Origin of the sequence: Undibacterium sp. CY21W, assembly GCF_014284265.1 — a bacterium.
GTDB lineage: Bacteria > Pseudomonadota > Gammaproteobacteria > Burkholderiales > Burkholderiaceae_D > Undibacterium > Undibacterium aquatile.
Window position 1 is genome coordinate 553,832 of the sequence record NZ_JACOGE010000001.1, and the last position, 19,341, is coordinate 573,172.

General features: G+C 51.2%; 20 protein-coding genes. 5 read left to right on the forward strand and 15 right to left on the reverse strand.

The window, feature by feature from the left end; translation table 11 throughout:
* Positions 1–60 precede the first annotated feature (60 nt).
* Positions 61–2,088, reverse strand: a complete 2,028-nt coding sequence (locus H8K29_RS02425; RefSeq protein ID WP_186896265.1) for a site-specific recombinase — start codon at positions 2,086–2,088, stop codon at positions 61–63.
* 297 nt (positions 2,089–2,385) lie between these two features.
* Here H8K29_RS02425 and H8K29_RS02430 point away from each other — a divergent pair, with 297 nt between their 5' ends.
* Positions 2,386–3,696, forward strand: coding sequence for a hemolysin family protein (locus H8K29_RS02430; RefSeq protein ID WP_186886137.1), 1,311 nt, complete (start codon positions 2,386–2,388; stop codon positions 3,694–3,696).
* Between the two features lie 57 nt (positions 3,697–3,753).
* Here H8K29_RS02430 and H8K29_RS02435 read toward each other — a convergent pair whose 3' ends face one another.
* Positions 3,754–4,863, reverse strand: coding sequence for a 6-phosphofructokinase (locus tag H8K29_RS02435; protein WP_186896266.1), 1,110 nt, complete (start codon positions 4,861–4,863; stop codon positions 3,754–3,756).
* Positions 4,864–4,912: 49 nt separating this feature from the next.
* Positions 4,913–5,248 (reverse strand): metalloregulator ArsR/SmtB family transcription factor, encoded by a 336-nt coding sequence (locus H8K29_RS02440; RefSeq protein WP_186886138.1) that lies wholly within the window; start codon positions 5,246–5,248, stop codon positions 4,913–4,915.
* Positions 5,249–5,430: 182 nt separating this feature from the next.
* On the opposite strand from H8K29_RS02440, the gene H8K29_RS02445 reads away from it, so the two are divergent.
* The 3 genes from H8K29_RS02445 to mdcG all read left to right on the forward strand — a co-directional run bounded on the left by H8K29_RS02445 (position 5,431) and on the right by mdcG (position 9,008).
* Complete coding sequence (locus H8K29_RS02445) at positions 5,431–6,711, forward strand: HD-GYP domain-containing protein (RefSeq protein ID WP_186896267.1); 1,281 nt, start codon at positions 5,431–5,433, stop codon at positions 6,709–6,711.
* 74 nt (positions 6,712–6,785) lie between these two features.
* Positions 6,786–8,312: a biotin-independent malonate decarboxylase subunit beta gene (locus H8K29_RS02450; protein WP_186896268.1), complete on the forward strand. Its 1,527-nt coding sequence runs from the start codon at positions 6,786–6,788 to the stop codon at positions 8,310–8,312.
* Between the two features lie 12 nt (positions 8,313–8,324).
* Positions 8,325–9,008 carry a malonate decarboxylase holo-[acyl-carrier-protein] synthase gene (gene mdcG, locus H8K29_RS02455; protein WP_186896269.1) on the forward strand — a complete coding sequence of 228 codons (684 nt, stop codon included), beginning with the start codon at positions 8,325–8,327 and terminating at the stop codon, positions 9,006–9,008.
* A gap of 126 nt (positions 9,009–9,134) precedes the next feature.
* Here the strand turns inward: mdcG and infA are convergent, their stop codons facing one another.
* The 5 genes from infA to H8K29_RS02480 form a co-directional block, all read right to left on the reverse strand.
* The gene (gene infA / locus H8K29_RS02460) at positions 9,135–9,398 is read right to left on the reverse strand and encodes a translation initiation factor IF-1 (protein ID WP_186896270.1); all 264 of its coding nucleotides are present in this window, start codon (positions 9,396–9,398) and stop codon (positions 9,135–9,137) included.
* Positions 9,399–9,905: 507 nt separating this feature from the next.
* A complete protein-coding gene (locus H8K29_RS02465; protein WP_186896271.1) occupies positions 9,906–10,355 on the reverse strand; it encodes a hypothetical protein in 450 nt (149 codons plus the stop codon).
* A 43-nt stretch (positions 10,356–10,398) separates the two neighbouring features.
* Positions 10,399–11,397 carry a lipoyl synthase gene (lipA, locus tag H8K29_RS02470; RefSeq protein WP_186896272.1) on the reverse strand — a complete coding sequence of 333 codons (999 nt, stop codon included), beginning with the start codon at positions 11,395–11,397 and terminating at the stop codon, positions 10,399–10,401.
* A 32-nt stretch (positions 11,398–11,429) separates the two neighbouring features.
* On the reverse strand, positions 11,430–12,098 hold the full coding sequence (lipB, locus tag H8K29_RS02475; protein ID WP_186896273.1) for a lipoyl(octanoyl) transferase LipB: 669 nt from the start codon (positions 12,096–12,098) through the stop codon (positions 11,430–11,432).
* Between the two features lie 192 nt (positions 12,099–12,290).
* Positions 12,291–12,614: a DUF2917 domain-containing protein gene (locus H8K29_RS02480; protein WP_186896274.1), complete on the reverse strand. Its 324-nt coding sequence runs from the start codon at positions 12,612–12,614 to the stop codon at positions 12,291–12,293.
* Between the two features lie 188 nt (positions 12,615–12,802).
* Here H8K29_RS02480 and gcvA point away from each other — a divergent pair, with 188 nt between their 5' ends.
* On the forward strand, positions 12,803–13,693 hold the full coding sequence (gcvA, locus tag H8K29_RS02485) for a transcriptional regulator GcvA (protein ID WP_186886120.1): 891 nt from the start codon (positions 12,803–12,805) through the stop codon (positions 13,691–13,693).
* Between the two features lie 105 nt (positions 13,694–13,798).
* On the opposite strand, the gene H8K29_RS02490 is transcribed toward gcvA, so the two are convergent.
* The 7 genes from H8K29_RS02490 to H8K29_RS02520 form a co-directional block, all read right to left on the reverse strand.
* The gene (locus H8K29_RS02490; protein ID WP_186886139.1) at positions 13,799–14,074 is read right to left on the reverse strand and encodes a DUF493 family protein; all 276 of its coding nucleotides are present in this window, start codon (positions 14,072–14,074) and stop codon (positions 13,799–13,801) included.
* A gap of 82 nt (positions 14,075–14,156) precedes the next feature.
* The gene (locus H8K29_RS02495) at positions 14,157–15,002 is read right to left on the reverse strand and encodes a D-amino acid aminotransferase (protein ID WP_186896275.1); all 846 of its coding nucleotides are present in this window, start codon (positions 15,000–15,002) and stop codon (positions 14,157–14,159) included.
* A 218-nt stretch (positions 15,003–15,220) separates the two neighbouring features.
* Positions 15,221–16,369 carry a D-alanyl-D-alanine carboxypeptidase family protein gene (locus H8K29_RS02500; protein ID WP_186886123.1) on the reverse strand — a complete coding sequence of 383 codons (1,149 nt, stop codon included), beginning with the start codon at positions 16,367–16,369 and terminating at the stop codon, positions 15,221–15,223.
* A 57-nt stretch (positions 16,370–16,426) separates the two neighbouring features.
* Positions 16,427–17,074: an alpha/beta hydrolase gene (locus H8K29_RS02505; RefSeq protein WP_186896276.1), complete on the reverse strand. Its 648-nt coding sequence runs from the start codon at positions 17,072–17,074 to the stop codon at positions 16,427–16,429.
* A gap of 9 nt (positions 17,075–17,083) precedes the next feature.
* Positions 17,084–17,410, reverse strand: coding sequence for a ferredoxin (locus tag H8K29_RS02510; protein ID WP_186896277.1), 327 nt, complete (start codon positions 17,408–17,410; stop codon positions 17,084–17,086).
* 98 nt (positions 17,411–17,508) lie between these two features.
* Positions 17,509–18,705: a VanZ family protein gene (locus H8K29_RS02515; protein ID WP_186896278.1), complete on the reverse strand. Its 1,197-nt coding sequence runs from the start codon at positions 18,703–18,705 to the stop codon at positions 17,509–17,511.
* 8 nt (positions 18,706–18,713) lie between these two features.
* On the reverse strand, positions 18,714–19,328 hold the full coding sequence (locus tag H8K29_RS02520) for an ABC-type transport auxiliary lipoprotein family protein (protein WP_186896279.1): 615 nt from the start codon (positions 19,326–19,328) through the stop codon (positions 18,714–18,716).
* Positions 19,329–19,341: the final 13 nt, after the last annotated feature.

The following is a 19,341-nucleotide window of genomic DNA, read 5'->3' on the forward strand; positions in this document are numbered from 1 at the left end:
AGATAACTGTTGCGAGCCGGATACTTGAGTTGTATCAATAACAGACCCGGACGAGATGCCTTAATGTTGCTGATCGCGTTGTTCTGGCGCTTGATTTTCCGGGTGTTGCTCTTTGCCCGGAAAGAAAAAATCTCTGCCGCCGGAACGGAACCTGCGCCACAACAAATGCACCAGGGTACTACCGCGACCAAAGCTGACGCGGCGCGAACGCAGCGCAACCAGCATTGCCAGACTGAAACTGACGCCAAGATTGACGATGCCGATCAACAAGATGCCCAGCAATGAATACAGTGCCAGTTGCCAGCTGATATGGTGATCCAGACCGACTAATGCAAAAGCAAAATTGGCACTGGAAAAAGTGATGTGGCGAATATCAACCGGCAGCCCGAAGAAAACGCCTAACTGACCTATCGTGCCTAGCATGATGCCGAAGAAGAAATTTCCGGCTAGTGCGCCCAGATTGTCGCCGATGTAATCAGTGATGCGGTGCAGACGTTCTTCACCGAATATTTTTCTTGGCCAGGCAAGTTGGCGTAAGCGGGCGGGGATATGCCCATAACTGGCTTTATTATCGTAGTAGCCTGAAATTAATCCCGATAAAAATAAGCAGACGCCGGCAATCGCTGCATGAGGCAGTGCGAGACTGTTGAGCGGATCAAGATCGTGCAGCAGATGTTCGGCTTTTTCCGGCGTGACCAAATGGCTGCCGCTCATCCAAAGCCAGACCCACGCAATGACGTAGGCCGTCGGTATCGCTAAGCCGATATTGCCTATGATGGCAATGAACTGTGAGCGGAAGACGCGCACGATCAGCTCGACCAGCTCATCGAGCTTTTGTTTGCCTTCGTCGATCGCACGGGCGATCAGCGCTGCAGTCATCGCCGGTTGTTTGGTCGCAATCGTAAAATGCAGTACATGCACTAACATGAAACCCGTTGAATAATTCAGGCTGTAGAGAACCGCATACCCAAACGGGGCAAGCGCTAATTTACTGAACAGAATTTTTATCGTTGCCATGAAGCCGACGATAAAGCCTGCGCCGAGCGCCGAGCGCAGCATCGCCATCCATTCACTGCGATTATTGGTCACATAATGTTCACCGCTTTTCCCGGCGCGTTCTGTCACTTGCAGCGATAGTAATTCGGTGTTGGTCTGCATCAGGTCGGTCAGGCTGTGACGTTTGTTGTCGGCACTGACGAGTTCTTTGAATAAGCGTATGGCTATTGAGGACACTTCGTTGGCGTCCGTGCTGTCGAGTAAATCCAGCAGACTGCGTAACCTGTGCATGCTTTGCGTCAGGCGCAACAGCAAGCGGGTCAGGCTGACAGAAACCCCTGCGACAGCGGCGGTTTTCCGTATCCGGTTGACGATATCGTCACACTGCGACAATAAGACTTCGATATGCTTGTTGTCTTCATGTGCTGTTGTGCTGTCGTGTAACCACGTGCGATAGCTGATCACGTAATTGTTGATCTCGTCATTTTGCCGGAGAAACGGCGACTCGAATCGTTCGATCTCAGGATAATTCCGTACCAGCTCTGCTTCCAGTCCGATATTGGTTATCCGGTATGACAATACCTGTACGGCGCTCAGAATTTCGTTGGTCAACGCCGCATGTGCTTGTCGTGCTTTTGAGGTACGAAAACCGATACTGTCGATCAGATCTTGCCAGGTACTTTCATCCAACTCGTTGACCCAGATGTGATCGGAAGGATGATCAAAGATTTGCCCGAAAATGTCTTTCACATAATCATTGTTGACTAACGGCGGCAGAAATTTATTGATCAGTCTTTGCCAGGCAGCACCCCAGAAGCCGTTGTTCAAGGTGATGCCGGTGTCCGTCAGTAAATGGACCAGAGTGCGGGTGCTGATGACTTGCAGCACGTATTCGCGCAGCGCCTTGCGCCATGCCGGATGCTGGCGTAACACAAAGCACAGCGCGCGTATGTTATCGGTGGCTCTTTGTTTGTCGGTCGCTTGCCGTGGCCGTATTTGTGCCACTAAGCTGCGCAGCGGGCTGATGTCGTTATATGCAGGTGTTAATGCAAGGCTGGACTTTATTTCTGCCAGAATCATATCGAAAGACATGTGATTCTCCTTAATATTTTTGCAGACAAACTTGTAGCGTACTTTGCACGATTTGTCATGTTGCCGGGTTCATCTCTTGCTATTCGCGATGAACGCAGGGCTATGGAGGAGGAGGATGATGCCGGTGTCGGCTGCTGGTTCAATACTTGAATGAACCGGCTTTACCTGTGAGGTGTGACAGGATTGACCGGGAAAAACCAAGAAAAGTTCCATTTTTTGTGTGACTCACAGGCATTTGCATGCAAATGGTTGCAAACTAGTCTAAAGTAATGCCGTGTTCGTAACTAAGGTTTCGTGTTGGATAATTTATTGTTAGTGATAGCTGCGCTGTTACTGGTGTTGTTAAACGGTTTTTTTGTGGCAGCCGAATTTGGACTGGTGAAGTTGCGCCAGACCCGAATTCGCAGTATTGCCAAATCTTCGGGCTTGCGTGGCAAATTATTAGTCACGGTACATCAGCATCTCGATACTTATCTTTCTGCCTGCCAGCTTGGTATTACGCTCGCCTCACTCGGGTTGGGCTGGATAGGCGAACCTGCGTTTGCAAATTTATTGCAACCTTTGTTCCACGTTTTGGGCGTGACTTCGGTTGAAATTATTCACGGTGTTTCCTTCTTTTTTGCTTTCTTCGTCATCTCTTTCCTGCATATTGTAGTGGGTGAACTGGCACCGAAATCGATGGCAATCCGTATGCCAGAAAAAGTGTCTTTGTGGACGGCTCCCGCTTTATATGCGTTCTACTGGCTGATGTATCCGGTTATCTGGGTGCTCAACAGTAGCGCGAATCTGGTACTGAAATGGGTGGGGCTGGATGTTGCGCATGGCAGTGATAGCCATTATTCACCGGAAGAATTGAAGCTGATTTTGCGCGGCAGTCATGGCGGCAGCAAAGAAATACGCGATGAATGGAGCATCATGGCGCAGGTGCTCGATTTCGGCGGGTTGGAAATTTCTGATCTGATGCGCCCGATCAATGAAGTGGTGGCGATGTACAAAAGCGCCAGCCTGGAAGAAAACATGGAGACGGCAGCACGTAACCGTTTCAGCCGCTATCCGTATTTTGATGAAGATGAAAAAACGGTGCTGGGCATGTTGCATCTGAAAGATTTATTTCTGGCGCAGCAATCCGGCAAACCGCTGGATGATCTGAGTAAACATTTGCGTCAGGTAGAATTTGTGCCGCCGAATATGCCAGCTCTGGAGCTGTTCCGTCGCTTTCGTAAAGGCGCACCGCATTTCGCGATCGTCGGACATAAAGGCAGTAAGCCAGTCGGTTTCTTAACGCTGGATAACTTGCTGGGCGCGTTGGTTGGTCAGATTCGCGATGAATTCCGGCAGAATGAAAACGACTGGACATTGCTGGATGATGGCACTCTGATAGGAAAAGGTAGTTTGCCCTTGTACACGCTGGGCATGGCATTGCGCTTTGATCTTGATAGTGATGAAGTCGAATCGATCGGTGGTTTGATCATGCAGAAATTAGGTGACTTGCCAGTCGAAGGACAGAAAGTGGAGTTCGACCGTTTTGACGCTGTGGTCAAAAAGATGAATGGCCCACGCATCGTTCTGGTCAGGATTTATCCCAAAAAAGAGGCTGCAGTATCGTGATACGCGTCGCATCAGCAGGCTGTGACGTGCTGATGCGAAGTCGGATACAGTAGAAATTCAGTCGCCGAGACAGATATTCAGGTCGCGCGCGGTCTGCACAATATCGCCATTCAGCGGCACACTTTTCATCCGTCCTGCCACTTCTTCCAGTGCGACATAATTCACGTCCGGATATGCCAGCGCCACCATGATGCCGGAATGCCCTTCATCTAATGCCCGGACTGCGGCAGCACCAAAGCGCATCGCAGAAACGCGGTCGAAGGCGCTTGGGCTGCCGCCGCGTAACAGATGACCGAGCACGACGGCGCGGGCTTCTTTCCCAGTTTTTCTCTGTAATTCTTGCGCCAGGTTTTCGCCTATACCACCCAGTCTTTCCACATAGCCGGCTCCCGCTTTTTCATGCAGTACGCGTTCGCCGCCCAATGGGTTCGCACCTTCGGCCACGATAACGATGGAATAGTGATGACCGGCGCGGTCTCTGGCAATCAGGTGGGCCGCCAGCTTTTCAATATCGTAAGGAATTTCCGGTATCAGGATAGCGTGCGCATTTGCAGAAATGCCGGTATGCAATGCGATCCAGCCGGCATAACGTCCCATGACCTCGACCACCATAATCCGTTGATGACTACCGGCAGTGCTGTGCAGGCGGTCGGTACATTCGGTTGCAAAGGCGACGGCGGTGTCAAAGCCAAATGTGGTAAAGGTTTTATCTAGATCGTTATCGATGGTTTTTGGAATGCCAACGACGCGCATTCCTTGCTGATGAAGCACATTGGCAATCGTTAATGTGCCGTCGCCGCCGATGCAGACTAAGGCATCAATATCCATTGCCTTCAGCGCGGCATGTATTTCCCCGCTGCGGTCGGTTTCTGTCACGCTGCCGTCTGGCATGGTGGTGGCGAACTTAAGAGGATTCCCATGATTGGTGGTTCCCAGTATTGTTCCTCCAAGGTGACCGATATGATCGACTTGTGCCATCGTCAGTTTGGTAATGCCATCAACCGGATAGCGATCCGGTCGTAATATGCCATTGAAGCCTTCGCGGATACCGAAGCATTCCCAGCCGCGTTTTTCAGCGGCAAAAACGACAGAACGTATGACGGCGTTTAAACCCGGGGCATCGCCACCGCCTGTGCTGATCGCAATACGTCGTATAGGATGTGACATGAATTTCCTCTGTGAGACCAATAAAGCGGATCAGATTGTGCTCAAGTCACTATTTGCCTCTGATTGATCCCAGCAAAGCTGCTTGCGCATCAAGTTGTCGGGCCACATTGCCGCAGACCAGATCACATAAGTCATAGACGGATTGATCGGCGATCTGGTAGAACACCGTTGTGCCACGACTCTGACGTTCAACCAGTCCGTGTTTTGCCAGCGTCGATAAATGGCGTGAGGCATTCGCCTGAGAGCATTGGCAGCGTTCCGCCAGTTCACCAACATTCAGTTCACCATCGCGCAGACAATTCAGAATGCGCAAACGCGTTGGCTCTGCCAACGCTGAGAAATACTGCGCGACTTGCGTCAACGCCTGATCTGACAAGCCTTCCATCACAGTAGTTAGCTCCGCTTCTAAAGCGACAATCATACCATTTCAATGCGCGATGCTGGTGTCCTTCAAGAGAAGCGGATGCCAGCGGCTACTCTTAGAGTTCAGCACGACAGCACAATGCCGCGGTCATTCCAAGCTGTCAGGCTGTTAAAATAGCCTGACTCATACTTTCCATCTGCAACATGTGCGCAACCCCAATTACTGTGAACGTTCCGGTCGAACAACTGTGTGTCGGCTTATATGTTCATCTCGATATTTCCTGGCTTGATCATTCCTTTGCGTTGAACAGTTTTAAGATAAAAAACGAACAGGAAATTCTGGCACTTCGCCAGTTAGGTTTGAAAACGATCAGGGTGAATCCGTCCAAGTCGGATTGTCGGCCTCTGCCACCGCCATCGGCCAACGCACCCGTTGCAGAAGTAGCCCTGCCGACGCCTGAGGAACTTGAGAAAATCAAAGAAAAGCGCGCGCGGATTGATCGTCTTTTGAATGAGCGCAATGCTATTGCCGAGTGTGAAAAGGAATTGCTGAAAGCAGCGGGAACTTTAAAAAATATTACGAAGAACTTGTTTGCCCGTCCGCAGGAATCCGTCAGGCAAGCCGAAGAACTGGTGCAGCAGATGCTGGAATCTCTCCTCGTTGATAAGGATATCGCGATCCATCTGATGAATGACAAAATCGCTGGTGAAGAGGCTTATTACCATTCGCTGAATGTGACTGTGCTGACGATGATGCTGGCGAAAGAACTCGCTTTTTCCGCCGATGATATCAAGTTGATGGGTATGGGATGCCTGTTTCACGACATAGGAAAAATGGAGATTCCTGACCGGATTGTTAATAAGACATTTGAACTGACGCGTGCTGAGCAGAATTTATTGCGACAGCATGTTTTTTATGGTCAGCAAATTGCTGAAAAATTACATTTGCCAAAACAGGTACTGGATATTATCAATCAGCATCACGAACATATGGATGGGAGCGGTTATCCGGGTGCTTTGCCGGGCGATAAAATTTCCCCGCTGGCGCGTATTGTGACGATAACGAATGCTTACGATAATTTGTGTAATTGCCCTAATCCTGCAGATTCCATGAGCCCTTACGAGGCGATGGCGCATATGTTCGGTCATCTGCGCAAGCAGTTTGACCCTGCTGCTTTGAATCTGTTTATCCGCAGTATGGGTATTTATCCTCCCGGAACGATAGTCCGGTTATCTGATGGCACTTACGGTATGGTCGTTGCTGTCAATTCTGGTAAGCCCTTACGTCCCAGCGTATTGATCTATGATCCGAGTGTCCCTAAATCGGAGGCGATTATTCTTGATCTGGTTCATGAGCCAGTTATCGAGATTGAGGCCAGTCTCAAACCCGCGCAGCTTGCACCTGAAATATACGAATATCTGAGCCCACGCAAACGCATGACTTATTTCTTCGATACCCAGAAAAATGCCAGACAGTCATCCTGATAGGTCTGTCAGACGAGACTGATTTCCGATAGCTCACAGCGTAGCAAGAGCGGCAAATTTATCCGGATAAAGACATGACCAGTTATCTGCATGCGACTGCGCGGCAACGCATAAATGGCATTATTGAACATTTTCAAGAATTGCTACCCGCATCACCTGCATGGGGTAGTCCGCATTTGCCACAACTCAATGCTCCAGTTGCATTTGATGACGGCGTCATCATAGGCTACGGCTACCTGTGCAGAAAAACGGTGTTCGCTGCTGTGCAGGATGGCAATTTCATGGGCGGTGCGATAGGCGAAATTCATGGTGCTAAATTAGTTGCCTTATTGCGCAAAGCGCTGCTGGAAAAACCGACGGCAGTGATACTTCTGGCTGAATCTGGCGGCGTGCGCTTACAAGAAGCCAACGCGGGTTTGATCGCAGCCTCTGAGCTGATGCGGGCAGTATTGGCGGTGCGTGCAGCCGGTATTCCTGTAATCGTACTCAATGGAGGCCTGCATGGCTGTTTTGGCGGTATGGGCATCGTCGCCAATTGCTCGGATACTCTCGTCATGTCGACCGAGGCGCGGTTGGGAATGTCCGGGCCCAGAGTCATTGAAACTGTGCATGGTGTTGCGGAATTTGACTCCAGAGATCGTGCGTTGGTATGGCAAGTCAGCGGTGGCGAACATCGCTATCGTAGTGGCGATTGCCAGATGCTAGTGGCGGATACGATTGCCGCATTTAAAGCAGCGGCGGCACAGGCAATGACGGTCACCAGGCAGGCAGTATCGGGCTTCAGCTCACTTGAAGCCGAACATGCAATGTTGACGCAGCGCTTAGCGACATTCCCACCAGCGATTGGCGATACCAGTTGCGCTGATACTTACATAGCCGGGAAGCCTGATCCGGAATGGGGGCATCTGGCGGCACAGCTTTTTCCTGAGGGATATGACATCGCCGAAGAAAACTCAGTGTTATCAGGCACTGCGCAAATGAATAGCGCAACCGTCAGCGTTATCGGTACGACAAATCACACCGAAATCGGAGTGGAAATCGCTCTGAAGCAGGCACAACTGGTGTTGATGACGATGCGTGATTATCCGGAGCGACCGATTTTGTTGCTGGTCGATACGACAGGGCAGCGTTTGCGCCGCAGGGATGAAATGCTGGGAATACAACGATATATGGCGCATCTGGGAAAATGTATAGAATCAGCGCGGCGAAACGGACATAAGATCGTCGCTTTGGTCTATGGGCAGGCCTTATCCGGAGGTTTTGTCAGTAGCGGCATGATGGCAGATGCTTGCTACGCACTACCTTCGTCAATAATCAGAGTCATGGATTTATCTGCCATGGCGCGCATTATGAAAATCCCACTGGAAAAGCTTGCCGGGTTGGCGCAATCTCATCCGGTTTTTGCGCCCGGCCCTGAAAACTATCTGCGCATGGGTGGTATACAGGAAATTTGGAAAAATAATCTGGCATCTTGTCTGATGATCGCATTCGCAGATATTTCCAATGAAGATTTACGTATGTCGCACGGCGCCGCACGAGGTGGGCGTGTTATGGCACAAAAAGCCGTTGATGCCGTATTATTTGCAGATATTAAACGTTAAGGCAGTATTGAATTGGATCAGATTGAACAATTTCAGCGTCACGATCTGGTGTGGTTATCTGATCAGGCATGGCGCGACATTTTTTCCAGGCAAACGCAAAATAGCGAGGGTTTGCAACGCTGGCAACATGAGGAGTGGCCTGCTGTGGTGTTGCGCCGGGATGCGGAAGCCGCCGATGATGAAGTCTGTATAGGGTTTGATCTGTCGCTGACGGATGGACGTAAGCCATACATATTTGCCAGAACCAGAGTCGAGTACATCATAGAGCATCAGTCGAGCTTATCGCTGAGCACGGTCATTCCGGTAGCACCTGTTGCGTGGCAAACCGCTTTACGAGAGCTGAATCTGGAGGCAACGGCTGCCGGTGTACGCTTACGCGTGTATGGTGCACTCGCGTTGCAGTTTTTGACGGGATTAAATTATCTCGATACGAATTCCAGAATTGACATCCTGTTTCGTCCGCAGGATCACAAACATCTTGTTGCCGGACTGACTTTATTGCAGCGTTATCGTGAACAGATGCCGCTGGATGGCGAAGTCATCTTTCCACGTGGGCAGGCAGTCAGTTGGAAGGAATGGTTATTATCCGACTCGGTGCCGGACGCTGCGCAGGATCAGCTAGTTCTGGTGAAAGACATGTATCAGGCACGGCTACTTCCTAAACATGTGCTGACAGAAAATCTGCATGAAACTTAGCCTTGCCGGAATGGCAAAATACAGGCATGTTCAAAGCGAAGACTGATTCGGTTTCAAATGCCCTCATCACTTGACGAGTTGATTACCTGGATCAGTCCGGACAGCTTATTTCAACGCACCTGCAGTTTAGTAACGACGGCGTGGCTGAGCAGAACCTGAGCCGCTGTGTTTTTCAATATGGCGGAAAGTGATGCGGCCTTTAGTCAAATCATAAGGCGACATTTCCAGCGTGACTTTATCTCCCGCAAGAATGCGGATGTGATGCTGACGCATTTTGCCTGATGTGTAGGCGATCAGTTGATGTCCATTTTCCAGATTCACTCTGAAGCGGGAGTCCGGTAAAACTTCTTCAACCAGGCCGCTCATTTCTAACAGTTCTTCTTTTGCCATTGTGGGTTCACATTCATATTAATAATTAGGTACTGTCGCTGTTGCGGCAGTTGATATAGTCCTGCAATGACATTCATTGCAGGAGCTGGTTTTACTTATTGTTCGTACAGCGTATCCGCTGCATTTAAGAGAAAAAGATCATTATGCTGGCCATACTTGTATGGCATTTACGTCAGAGCGTAAATACATATCCGGAAAATCAGCACAGGCAAGAGCCACCAATTGACGTAAAGTACTAAGCTGACGGAAGAGGATAACGGATGCCGGAAAATTTTTTTGATAATTGGACTAACTCACTTTAACGAGAGATTATACCCTGATTAGGTGGTCGTAGTCGCTTCTTAGGCCTGTCTTACCATAATCACTATCCATGTTTGTTTTTTACAGACGGGTTCTGAGAGTAATAATTCGTATTAACTTTGTAAACCGGTCATGCAAAATACTGCCGTCCATGAAAAGGGAGCTGGAACATTCAAAGCAAGTTCAAGGTTCAAATAATCTGAGACTTTATTGTATTTTCTGTGCACAGTGATAGACACTCAGGTTGATCCACAATATAAACAAAATCAACGCCAAGCGAGAGATATGCGACGCATATTGATCTCTGACTCCAGCAATAGGCAATACGACTGTGTAGCGCACCTGCATGGATGTTCGGTCAGCAGGTAATGTTCCGACCGAAATCCACACCTTGCGTTGTCTCGACGCAAATGTGGAATCTGGAGCAAGGAGTAGAGCGGGATTTTCCTGAAAGGAAGTATTTAGTACACGCGAAAGGTGCATCAACACCGATGGTTGGGTTCGGCGAAGTAGTCGATTGGGGAAGGCGACTTCACCAAACCAGTCAATTCGCCAAAAATTTTCATCCTTAGGAAAGGCGAAAATTGATGGCAAGTGATTGTTATTAAAGGAATTTTTAGTAGATTCAGTAGGTAAGTTTGACTGATTTTGTCTCATTAAATTCTGATTAGTCTCGTTATCTACTGGCCTGTCTCATTATTTACTGGTTGTTCACATCCGTTCCAACACCATGCGCTTGCTGATCTGCGTGGTATGACGAGCGCACCATTGCGCCGACGGCGGCGTGGGCGAAGCCCATTTTGTAGGCTTCTTCTTCATACATTTTGAAGACGTCAGGATGCACATAACGGCGCACTGGCAGATGATGCCCGCTTGGTGCCAGATATTGGCCTATGGTCAGCATATCGACATTGTGAGCACGCATATCGCGCATCACTTGCAGCACTTCTTCATCGGTTTCACCGAGACCAACCATGATGCCGGATTTGGTTGGCGTGTTCGGATGTTGTTCTTTGAAACGCTTGAGTAAGCTCAGTGAATATTCGTAATCTGAACCGGGGCGCGCTTCTTTGTAGAGGCGTGGCGCAGTTTCCAGATTGTGGTTCATCACATCAGGTGGTGCCAGGTTCAGAATTTCCAGTGCACGATCCATGCGGCCACGGAAATCCGGCGTCAGAATTTCTATGCGCGTGGCTGGCGACAATTCGCGGATTTTAATAATGCATTCGGCAAAGTGAGCCGCGCCGCCGTCGCGCAGATCGTCACGATCAACCGAGGTAATGACAACATAACTGAGTTTGAGATCCGCAATGGTTTTAGCCAGATTCAATGGTTCATTGACGTCGAGCGGATCTGGACGGCCATGACCGACATCGCAGAACGGGCAACGGCGTGTGCACTTGTCGCCCATGATCATGAAGGTTGCCGTGCCTTTGCCGAAGCATTCGCCGATGTTCGGGCAGGACGCTTCCTCGCAGACTGTGACCAGTTTACTGGCACGCAGAATATCTTTGATTTCGTAGAAGCGGGTTGTCGGTGAGCCAGCTTTAACGCGTATCCAGTCAGGCTTAGGCAAGCGTTCCATCGGCACAATCTTGATAGGAATGCGCGCAGTTTTGCTGGCACCTTTCTGTTTTTCAGTCGGATCGTAAGCAGCAGTCGTTGTGGCGGGGGATGCGGGTGTGTTGTCGGTTGTCATGATACGGATCGGTTCAGAAAATCAGAAAGCGTTTATTGAGTAACAGTCAAAAGGTGCTGCAAATGTTGTGCGAGTGTCGCCTGTACGTCGGCCAGCGGAACGCTGACTCCCAGCGTCTTCATATCCACCGTTGCCAGTCCCGCATAGCCGCAGGGATTGATCCATGAAAATGGTGTCAGATCCATAGCCACATTCAGCGAAACCCCGTGATAAGTGCAGCCATTGCCGCGCACTTTGAGTCCCAGAGCGGCGATTTTGGCGCCTTTGTACTGACCATCGCTGACATAAATGCCAGGCGCGCCGGCTTTGCGTTCGCCGGCGAGATTATACGCTGCCAGCGTATCGATAACGGCCTGTTCTATCTTGTGCACAAATTCACGCGCAAACAAGCGCGCTTTCGGGTGGCTGCGTCGCAGATCCATCATCAGATAAATCACGACCTGGCCCGGGCCATGATAAGTGACTTCGCCACCGCGATCAGTCTGTACAACCGGAATATCATGTGCGGCCAGTACATGCGACTGATCTGCACCGAGGCCGAGTGTGAATACAGGAGGATGTTCAACGATCCAGAACTCATCCGGCGTCTGCGCATCGCGCGCATCGGTGAACGCACGCATCGCATCAAAAGTGAGCTGATAAGATTCAACGCCGCGATGGATGACGCGAGGGGAGATGGAATTAGACAGAGCTGCTTGCATAGAACGCTAGTGTAACATCGCTGCGGGACGAATTCTGCTTTTAGCGCCGCCAGCAAGTGCGGCATGTATTGCGTTGCGCCGCATGCTGAGGTGTCTCAGTGAGCGCGTTTTGACAAGTTAATGTGTTCCCAAAAAAATAAAGATCACGCGGACATCCCGGTGATCTTTATGCTGAAACACTGGCTACGTTGATCAGGCAAAAACGTGGCTGATTTTTTGCGTCAGTTTTTGCCATTGGAACGGGAATCCTGCATTTTTTGCTGACGCTTGTTGTGGCTGGGTTGCTGCCACGGATGCGATGCTGCTATTTTGCTGATCGGCTTCAATCACTACCAGACGGTGAGCAGGTACTGTTACGGATTCGCCAGCGCTCAGCCAGAAATCTTCGTCTTCACCGGCAATCGTCAGCCAGACACGGCCAGCTGTAACGGTGAAGGTTTGCGCTTGTTCACTTTGGCCTGAAACGGTGTCGCCCGCAGTGATAGTGAATGATGGTTTTGCGAAATTAATTGTCATTTCCAGACTCCTTGCGATATCTGCATAAAGTTAAATATGCAGCAATTTATCTCTGAAAAGACCAATCCTGCATTACGATGTCAGAATTGTAGTCGTTGGAAAGTAAGATGCAAAACGAGTAATTTTGTCTTTCCTTGCTAATTAAATTCACAGTAATATGCGTTATCGAAATAGGAGATATAAGTCAAATGGATTTCCGCCGTCTGCCGAATCTTGCTGCTTTGCGTGCGTTTGAAGCGGCTTCCCGTCATGAAAATTTCTCGCGTGCTGCTGACGAAATTCACCTGACCCACGGCGCGATCAGCCATCAGGTCAGGGCGCTGGAAGAAGAGCTCGGCGTGGAGTTATTCGTCAGAAATGGCAAGCGCATCCGCATTACGCCGGATGGTGAGCGTTTTGCCAGCGCGATCCGGCGTTCCTTGCAAGAGCTGGCGGATGCGGCGGATTTGCTGCGGGATCGCAACAAGCAAAAACGCTTGGGGATCACGTCGCTGCCTTCATTCGCTGCCCGCTGGTTGTCGCCGCGTCTGGGGCGTTTCATCGAACACCACCCCGACCTGGAAGTCAGCCTGCAATCGAGTTCATCGCTGGTCGATTTCACCCGCGAGCAGGTGGATATTGCGATACGTTTTGGCCTCGGACATTATCCGGGACTCGTCAGCGAATTGCTGATGGGCGATGAATATTATCCTGTCATCAGCCCCACTTATCAGGCTGATAAAGTGCCGCAGACGCCAGCCGAGCTGGTGGGCGCGCATTTGCTGCGTTGTGACGAAGAGCCCTGGTTGCCGTGGTTCCGGGCTGCCGGGCTGGATGCGGATGAACCCAGTGGCGGCCTGATTTTTCAGGATTCCTCCATGCTCGCCAGAGCGGCGGTCGATGGTCAGGGAATCGCGCTCGGCAGGCATGCGATCGTTGAATCGGATATTCAATCCGGCCTGCTGCGACGCTTGTTTGACATCAGTATTCCTTGCCCGGTGTCGTATTACCTCGTGTATCCGGCGAGTTCTATGGATAAGCCACAGGTCAGGGCATTCAGGGAATGGCTACTGGCAGAAGTGCGCTCGGCCAGAACCTGATTTCTTGCATACTCCCCCTCGTTTTAATGAAAAAGCCCTTTATGTCCGCAGAAATAAAGGGCTTTAAAATATACTGGGGGGAGTATATTCAGTACTAAATATTGCTTACAGCACGACTTTGACCATAGGATGGCCAGACAACTCGCGGTACAGATTGTCGAGCTGTTCACGGCTGGTGGCCCAGACCGTGACCGTTAATGACAGATAGGTGCCTTTGCTGGAAGGGCGCATATCCATTTTCCCGGCGTGAAACGTCGGGTCGTGCAGCGTCACCACTTCCACGATGGTTTGCGCAAAGGCGTCGTGCATTGCGCCCATGATCTTGATCGGAAAATCACTCGGATATTCGATCAGGCTCTCTTCTGGCGGGATAGGTTTCATTTCCATGTTAATTCCATTTCTTCATCGTGCCGGACGTCGCTTTGCATTCCTGAGTTCATGAAGAAATGGAAATACGCTGCGCTTACGCCGCTTTGGCTAATTGATATGCGGCATACAGTTGCTTGTAGATGGGGCCTGGCAGGCCATTTCCAATAGTCTGATCGTCAAGTTTGACGACGGCAAGCACTTCTTTAGTCGCGGATGACAACATGACTTCATCTGCGGCAAATACTTCATCGCGGGTGATACGGCAGGTTTTGAACGGGATATGGTTGGCGGCACAGATTTCTTCGATCAGCGTATAACGTATGCCTTCCAGAATCTGATTGTCTTTCGGCGGGCCCATCAGCACGCCGTCTTTCACGATCCAGACATTCGATGACGAGGCTTCGGTCAGATAGCCGTTACGGAATTGTATAGTTTCCGTGACGCCGTTTTCAGCCGCGTTCTGCGCCGCAAAAACATTGCCGAGTAAAGAAATCGATTTGATCTCGCAGTGCAGCCAGCGCAGGTCTTCCATAGAGACGCAGGCGACGCCATGTTCACGCGCTTCGGCGGATGGCATCACGATAGGATTGGTCATGATGAACACGGTCGGTGTCACATCTTTTGGGTAAGCGTGGGCACGTTTGGCGACACCGCGCGTGATTTGCAGATAGACCATCTGATCATCGGCTTCATGCGCATCCATGACCTTGGCGATCAGCGCCAGCCATTCTTCCTTGCTGTGCGGATTGTTGATGCCGATCGCGTCGAGGCTGCGAAACAGGCGTGCCAGATGCTGGTCCGCGCGGAACATCTTGCGACCATAGACGGGAATGACTTCGTAAATACCATCGCCAAAAATAAAGCCGCGATCCAGCACGGAAATTTTAGCTTCGGAGAGGGGCGTCATTACGCCGTTCAGGTAAACCAGAGGATCATTCATGATGTGAGTGCCAGTGAGAGGAAAGAACTTATTCTCACACAAATAATGCTGCCAGATTATGCAAATATCGCATACAAGGATGCCCCCGGGTTATTTGTCTGGTGCTGTATTTGCTTGAAATCAGCCTTGCTGAAGACGTAAAAAAGCCACGCAAACCGGGCGGCGAGCGTGGCTTTTTGTGGGCATGACGCATTACGCTGGCATACGTGTCTTCTGACTTATTTGAACATCAGGCGAATCGAATCCCACGCGCGGCCAAAGATGCTGGCCTGATCGACTTTTTCTAAAGCGAGTACCGGGAATTCAGCAATCGCTTTACCATCGAGCATCATTTTCACGGTGCCGACCTTGCTGTTCTGGGCAATCGGTGCCACCAGCGGATCTTTGCGTTCCAGCGCTGGCTTCAGTTTAGCTGCCGAGCCTTTTGGCAGCGTCACGTACAGGTCGCGGTCGAAACCGATCTTGATCTGTGCCTGCGAACCTTTCCAGATCACCGGGGTGTCGATGGCCTGGCCTTTGGCATACAGTTTGACCGTATCGAAATTCAGGAAGCCCCAGTTCAGCAATTTCAGGCTTTCCTGTGCCCGCACCTGATCGCTGGCGGTGCCGGTGACAACAGAAATCAGGCGGCGCTGACCTGTGCCATTCGGACGATTCGCCGAAGAGACCAGGCAATAGCCAGCCGCTTCGGTATGGCCGGTTTTCATGCCATCGACCGTTGGGTCCAGCCACAATAAACGGTTGCGGTTAGGCTGGGTGATTTTGTTATAGGTGTAGCTCTTGGTGCTGTAATAGGTTTTGTAATATTCTGGGTAATCACTAATCAGACGTGCTGCTACCGTGGAAAGATCACGTGCGGTCGCATAGTTTTCCGGGCTGGGCAAACCATGCGGATTAGCGAAGTGGCTGGATTTCATGCCTATACGCTCTGCTTCGCGGTTCATCTGCACGACGAAGGCTTCTTCGCTGCCTGCGACGGCCTCTGCCAATGCGACGGCAGCATCGTTACCGGATTGCACGATCAGACCGTACAGCAATTCATTGATGGTGACAGGCTTGTTTGGCTCGATGAACATCTTCGAGCTGCTGGCATCCACTTTCCAGGCGCGGGTAGAGACATTCACGCTCTGATTCAGATCGAGCTTTTTCTCTTTGAGCGCAGAAAAGACCATGTAGGCTGTCATGATTTTCGTCAGCGACGCTGGTTCTATGCGCAGATCCGGGTCTTGGGCGGCGATCACCTGATTGCTGGTGGCATCCACCAGTATCCAGGATTTTGCAGCAACTGTCGGTGCTGGCAGCGTTTGTGCCATCGCCACTGACATCGTCAGCAGTGAGGCGGCAATAGTGGCAAGGAATTTTTTCATTGGATGAGACTTAAAAAAACAAAAAATAAAAGCAAAAGAGGATAAAAGCAAAAGGCTTCAACGCTCAGCAGGTTTATCCCACATGCTGGTGACCAGCTGTTTGATATGGTGCAGGCGACGATGGAAAAAATGATCGGCACCGGGAATCACGGTGACCGGAATATCTTGCGGGCGCAGCCAGTCGAGCACGGCGGACAACGGTATCGTGTCATCCTGTTCGCCGTGAATCAGAATGGTGTTCGCCGGAATCTCAGGCATTGCCCATTTACCGGCGGCGGCACCGACTAACACCAGACGTTCGGCCGGCGTACCTGCCTGTATCAGCCTTTGTTGCAGGCAAGCCTGCACGAAGGTGCCGAAAGAAAATCCCGCCAGCGCTAATGGCAACGTGGGATAACGTGTACGCATGTGGGCCAGCAACAATGCCATGTCGTCGGTTTCGCCGATGCCTGCATCATGCGTTCCGGCAGACTGGCCGACGCCACGGAAATTCATACGCACGGCGGCATAGCCCAAGCCAGTGAAGGTGCGTGCCAGTGTTTGCGCGACTTTGTTATCCATCGTGCCGCCGTACAGCGGATGCGGATGCGCGACCAGTGCCAGACCGAGCGGTGCTGCGAAAATTTCAGGATCAGGTAAATCGAGCGCGCATTGCAAAGGGCCGACGGCGCCGGGAATCAGAAAATGTTCAGTTTGTGCGTTCATGCGTAAAAATCAGGTGTTCGGTAATTGCAGGCGTTTGACGATGCCGCCGCCGACCAGATCCACATCGATGATTTCATCAATATCTGTCTGATCGACGAAGGTGTACCAGGTGCCTTGCGGGTAGACCACCATCACCGGCCCTTCGTCGCAGCGATCGAGGCAACCCGCTTTATTAATGCGGATTTTGCCCTGACCATTCATATCCATTTGCTTGATGCGCCGTTTGGCGTGTTCCTGTGCGGCTTGTGCGCCGTGATCGGTGCAGCAGGGGCGACCATCGTCGCGTTGATTCATGCAGAAAAACACATGTTTTTGAAAATAGAGAGGTTCAGACATGATGAGCAATTCTTTAGCTTCAGGCAGTTAATCTGACTCCGGATGGCTATCCGGTGATAGCGGTCAGGCGAAGGGCGAACGGCTGTGCCGTCAAGCCGCTATGATACTGCAACTTGCGCAGCTGCCGGTTTGGGCTTTCGTAACAAAGTCCACAATGCCATCCAAGGCCAGCACAGTGATAAGAACTGCGCAGCACCGTTAAAGTTCAAAAATTTTCCCTGCACCCAGGTTTGCATCGTCGCGGCGAAGTAGGGATTGTCCGGTAACAGATTCAGCACCACGAGCGAAATCAGCAGCAGCAAAAATGCCAGTCGCTTTTGTGCCCGTACCGGCGCAAATGAAAAACCGTACAACATGATGGCGCTGATCAGCAAGCCGCCGATCGCGCCGGGCGTCAGCCAGGCATACGCATATTCGGGCTTGAACAGCAAAGCGCTGGCGAGTGTTTTGGCGATCAGGGTCATACTCAGCAACAGCATACCCAGCGGGAATTTTGGTGCATGGCGGTTAAATAAACTCAGACAGATCAGGATGGCACCGGTACAACCGCTGGCTGTGATGAAGGTTTCTGCCAGCAGATATTCATCGGCACTGAATTCCATGCCTTGCAGAACAAATGCGCCGATGTCGATATCCATGTCGAACAAGTCGCTCAGGTGTTGCGACAATATCGGTAGCAGTTGCCCCAGCCCGAACAGATAGGCCTGTGGATACAGTTGCGCCATCGGCCATAAGCCCAGCAAGACGATTTCCCAGCTCGAATCCTGATACGTCCATTGTTTGCGCAATAATTGCAGACGTCCTTTTTCAAGTATCAGCGGCGTCAGCAGCGCACCTAAGATCGCCCCCAGTACCGCGCCGCTGGTGTTGGTCAGAAAATCCAGCAGCGAAGTGACGCGGCTCGGCAGAAAATATTGCACCAGTTCGGCCACCGCAGAGATCAGCGCACCGCCAAAACAGGCGATCAGCGCCGCCCACCAGCGATTGACCAGCGGGTACAGCGCAAAGACGATCAGGGTGCCAAACGGGATATAGCCAACAATATTGATACCAGCATCAAATTTGGTCCAGTAACGTGGCCATTGCCGGATCACATCAGGCAGCGCAGATAAATTATTTGCCTGCCAGCCGGTAAATGGATACCAGCTCGCATACAGAATCAGTACGGTATAGGCGAGCAGGCAGACACGGGCGAAAGGGGAGCTGTGTAAGTGGCTGACGACGTGACTGGCTAAATGACTGTCCGCGCCTGCGTCTGGTGACGGAGTGTGGTTGTCCGGCAGGTGTTCGCTCATGGCGGGAGTTAATTCAGAGCCAGGCTATTGAGCCATTTCTGCATGTCGTTGATCATGGTATCGACCGCTGTTTGCATGGCCTTTGCACCGCTGGCAGCATCAGCGCTGGCAGCCGGTATCTGCAGCAGAAAATTCCGCGTGCTGATAATGTTGCGTCCTTTAAGCACGACGCCGCGCGCATAAATGTGGGCATGGCTGGCGCTTGGCGTGGTGAATACCTGGGAAAATTCATCGAGTTCCAGGCGTAAGACCGGCAAACTTCCCGTGCTATCAGCGGCGTTGGTTACCACAGCGCCGCGCGAGTTCAGCACCAGCTTGATTCTTTGCGCGACTAACTGTGCGGGCGCCATACTCCAGCGCGCCTGCGCATACGGCTTCAACTGCTGTGCGTTATCGTATTGCAGGCGGTACAGCATGGCATTGCTGTCGAGCGCGGCCGGTACCTGAATCTCGGCGAGCGCAATTTGCATTTTGGTATTCGGCAGCGAGACCGTATTGAACGGGCCGAAATCGTATTGCTGGCGTTGTGCCGGAGCCGTGCTGCTGCAGGCGCTCAGCAGGCCGGCGCAGATCAGCAGTACGGGCAGAAAACGATAGTGAGTAAGGCGATAGAGTCGTTGCATACGATGTCCTCAG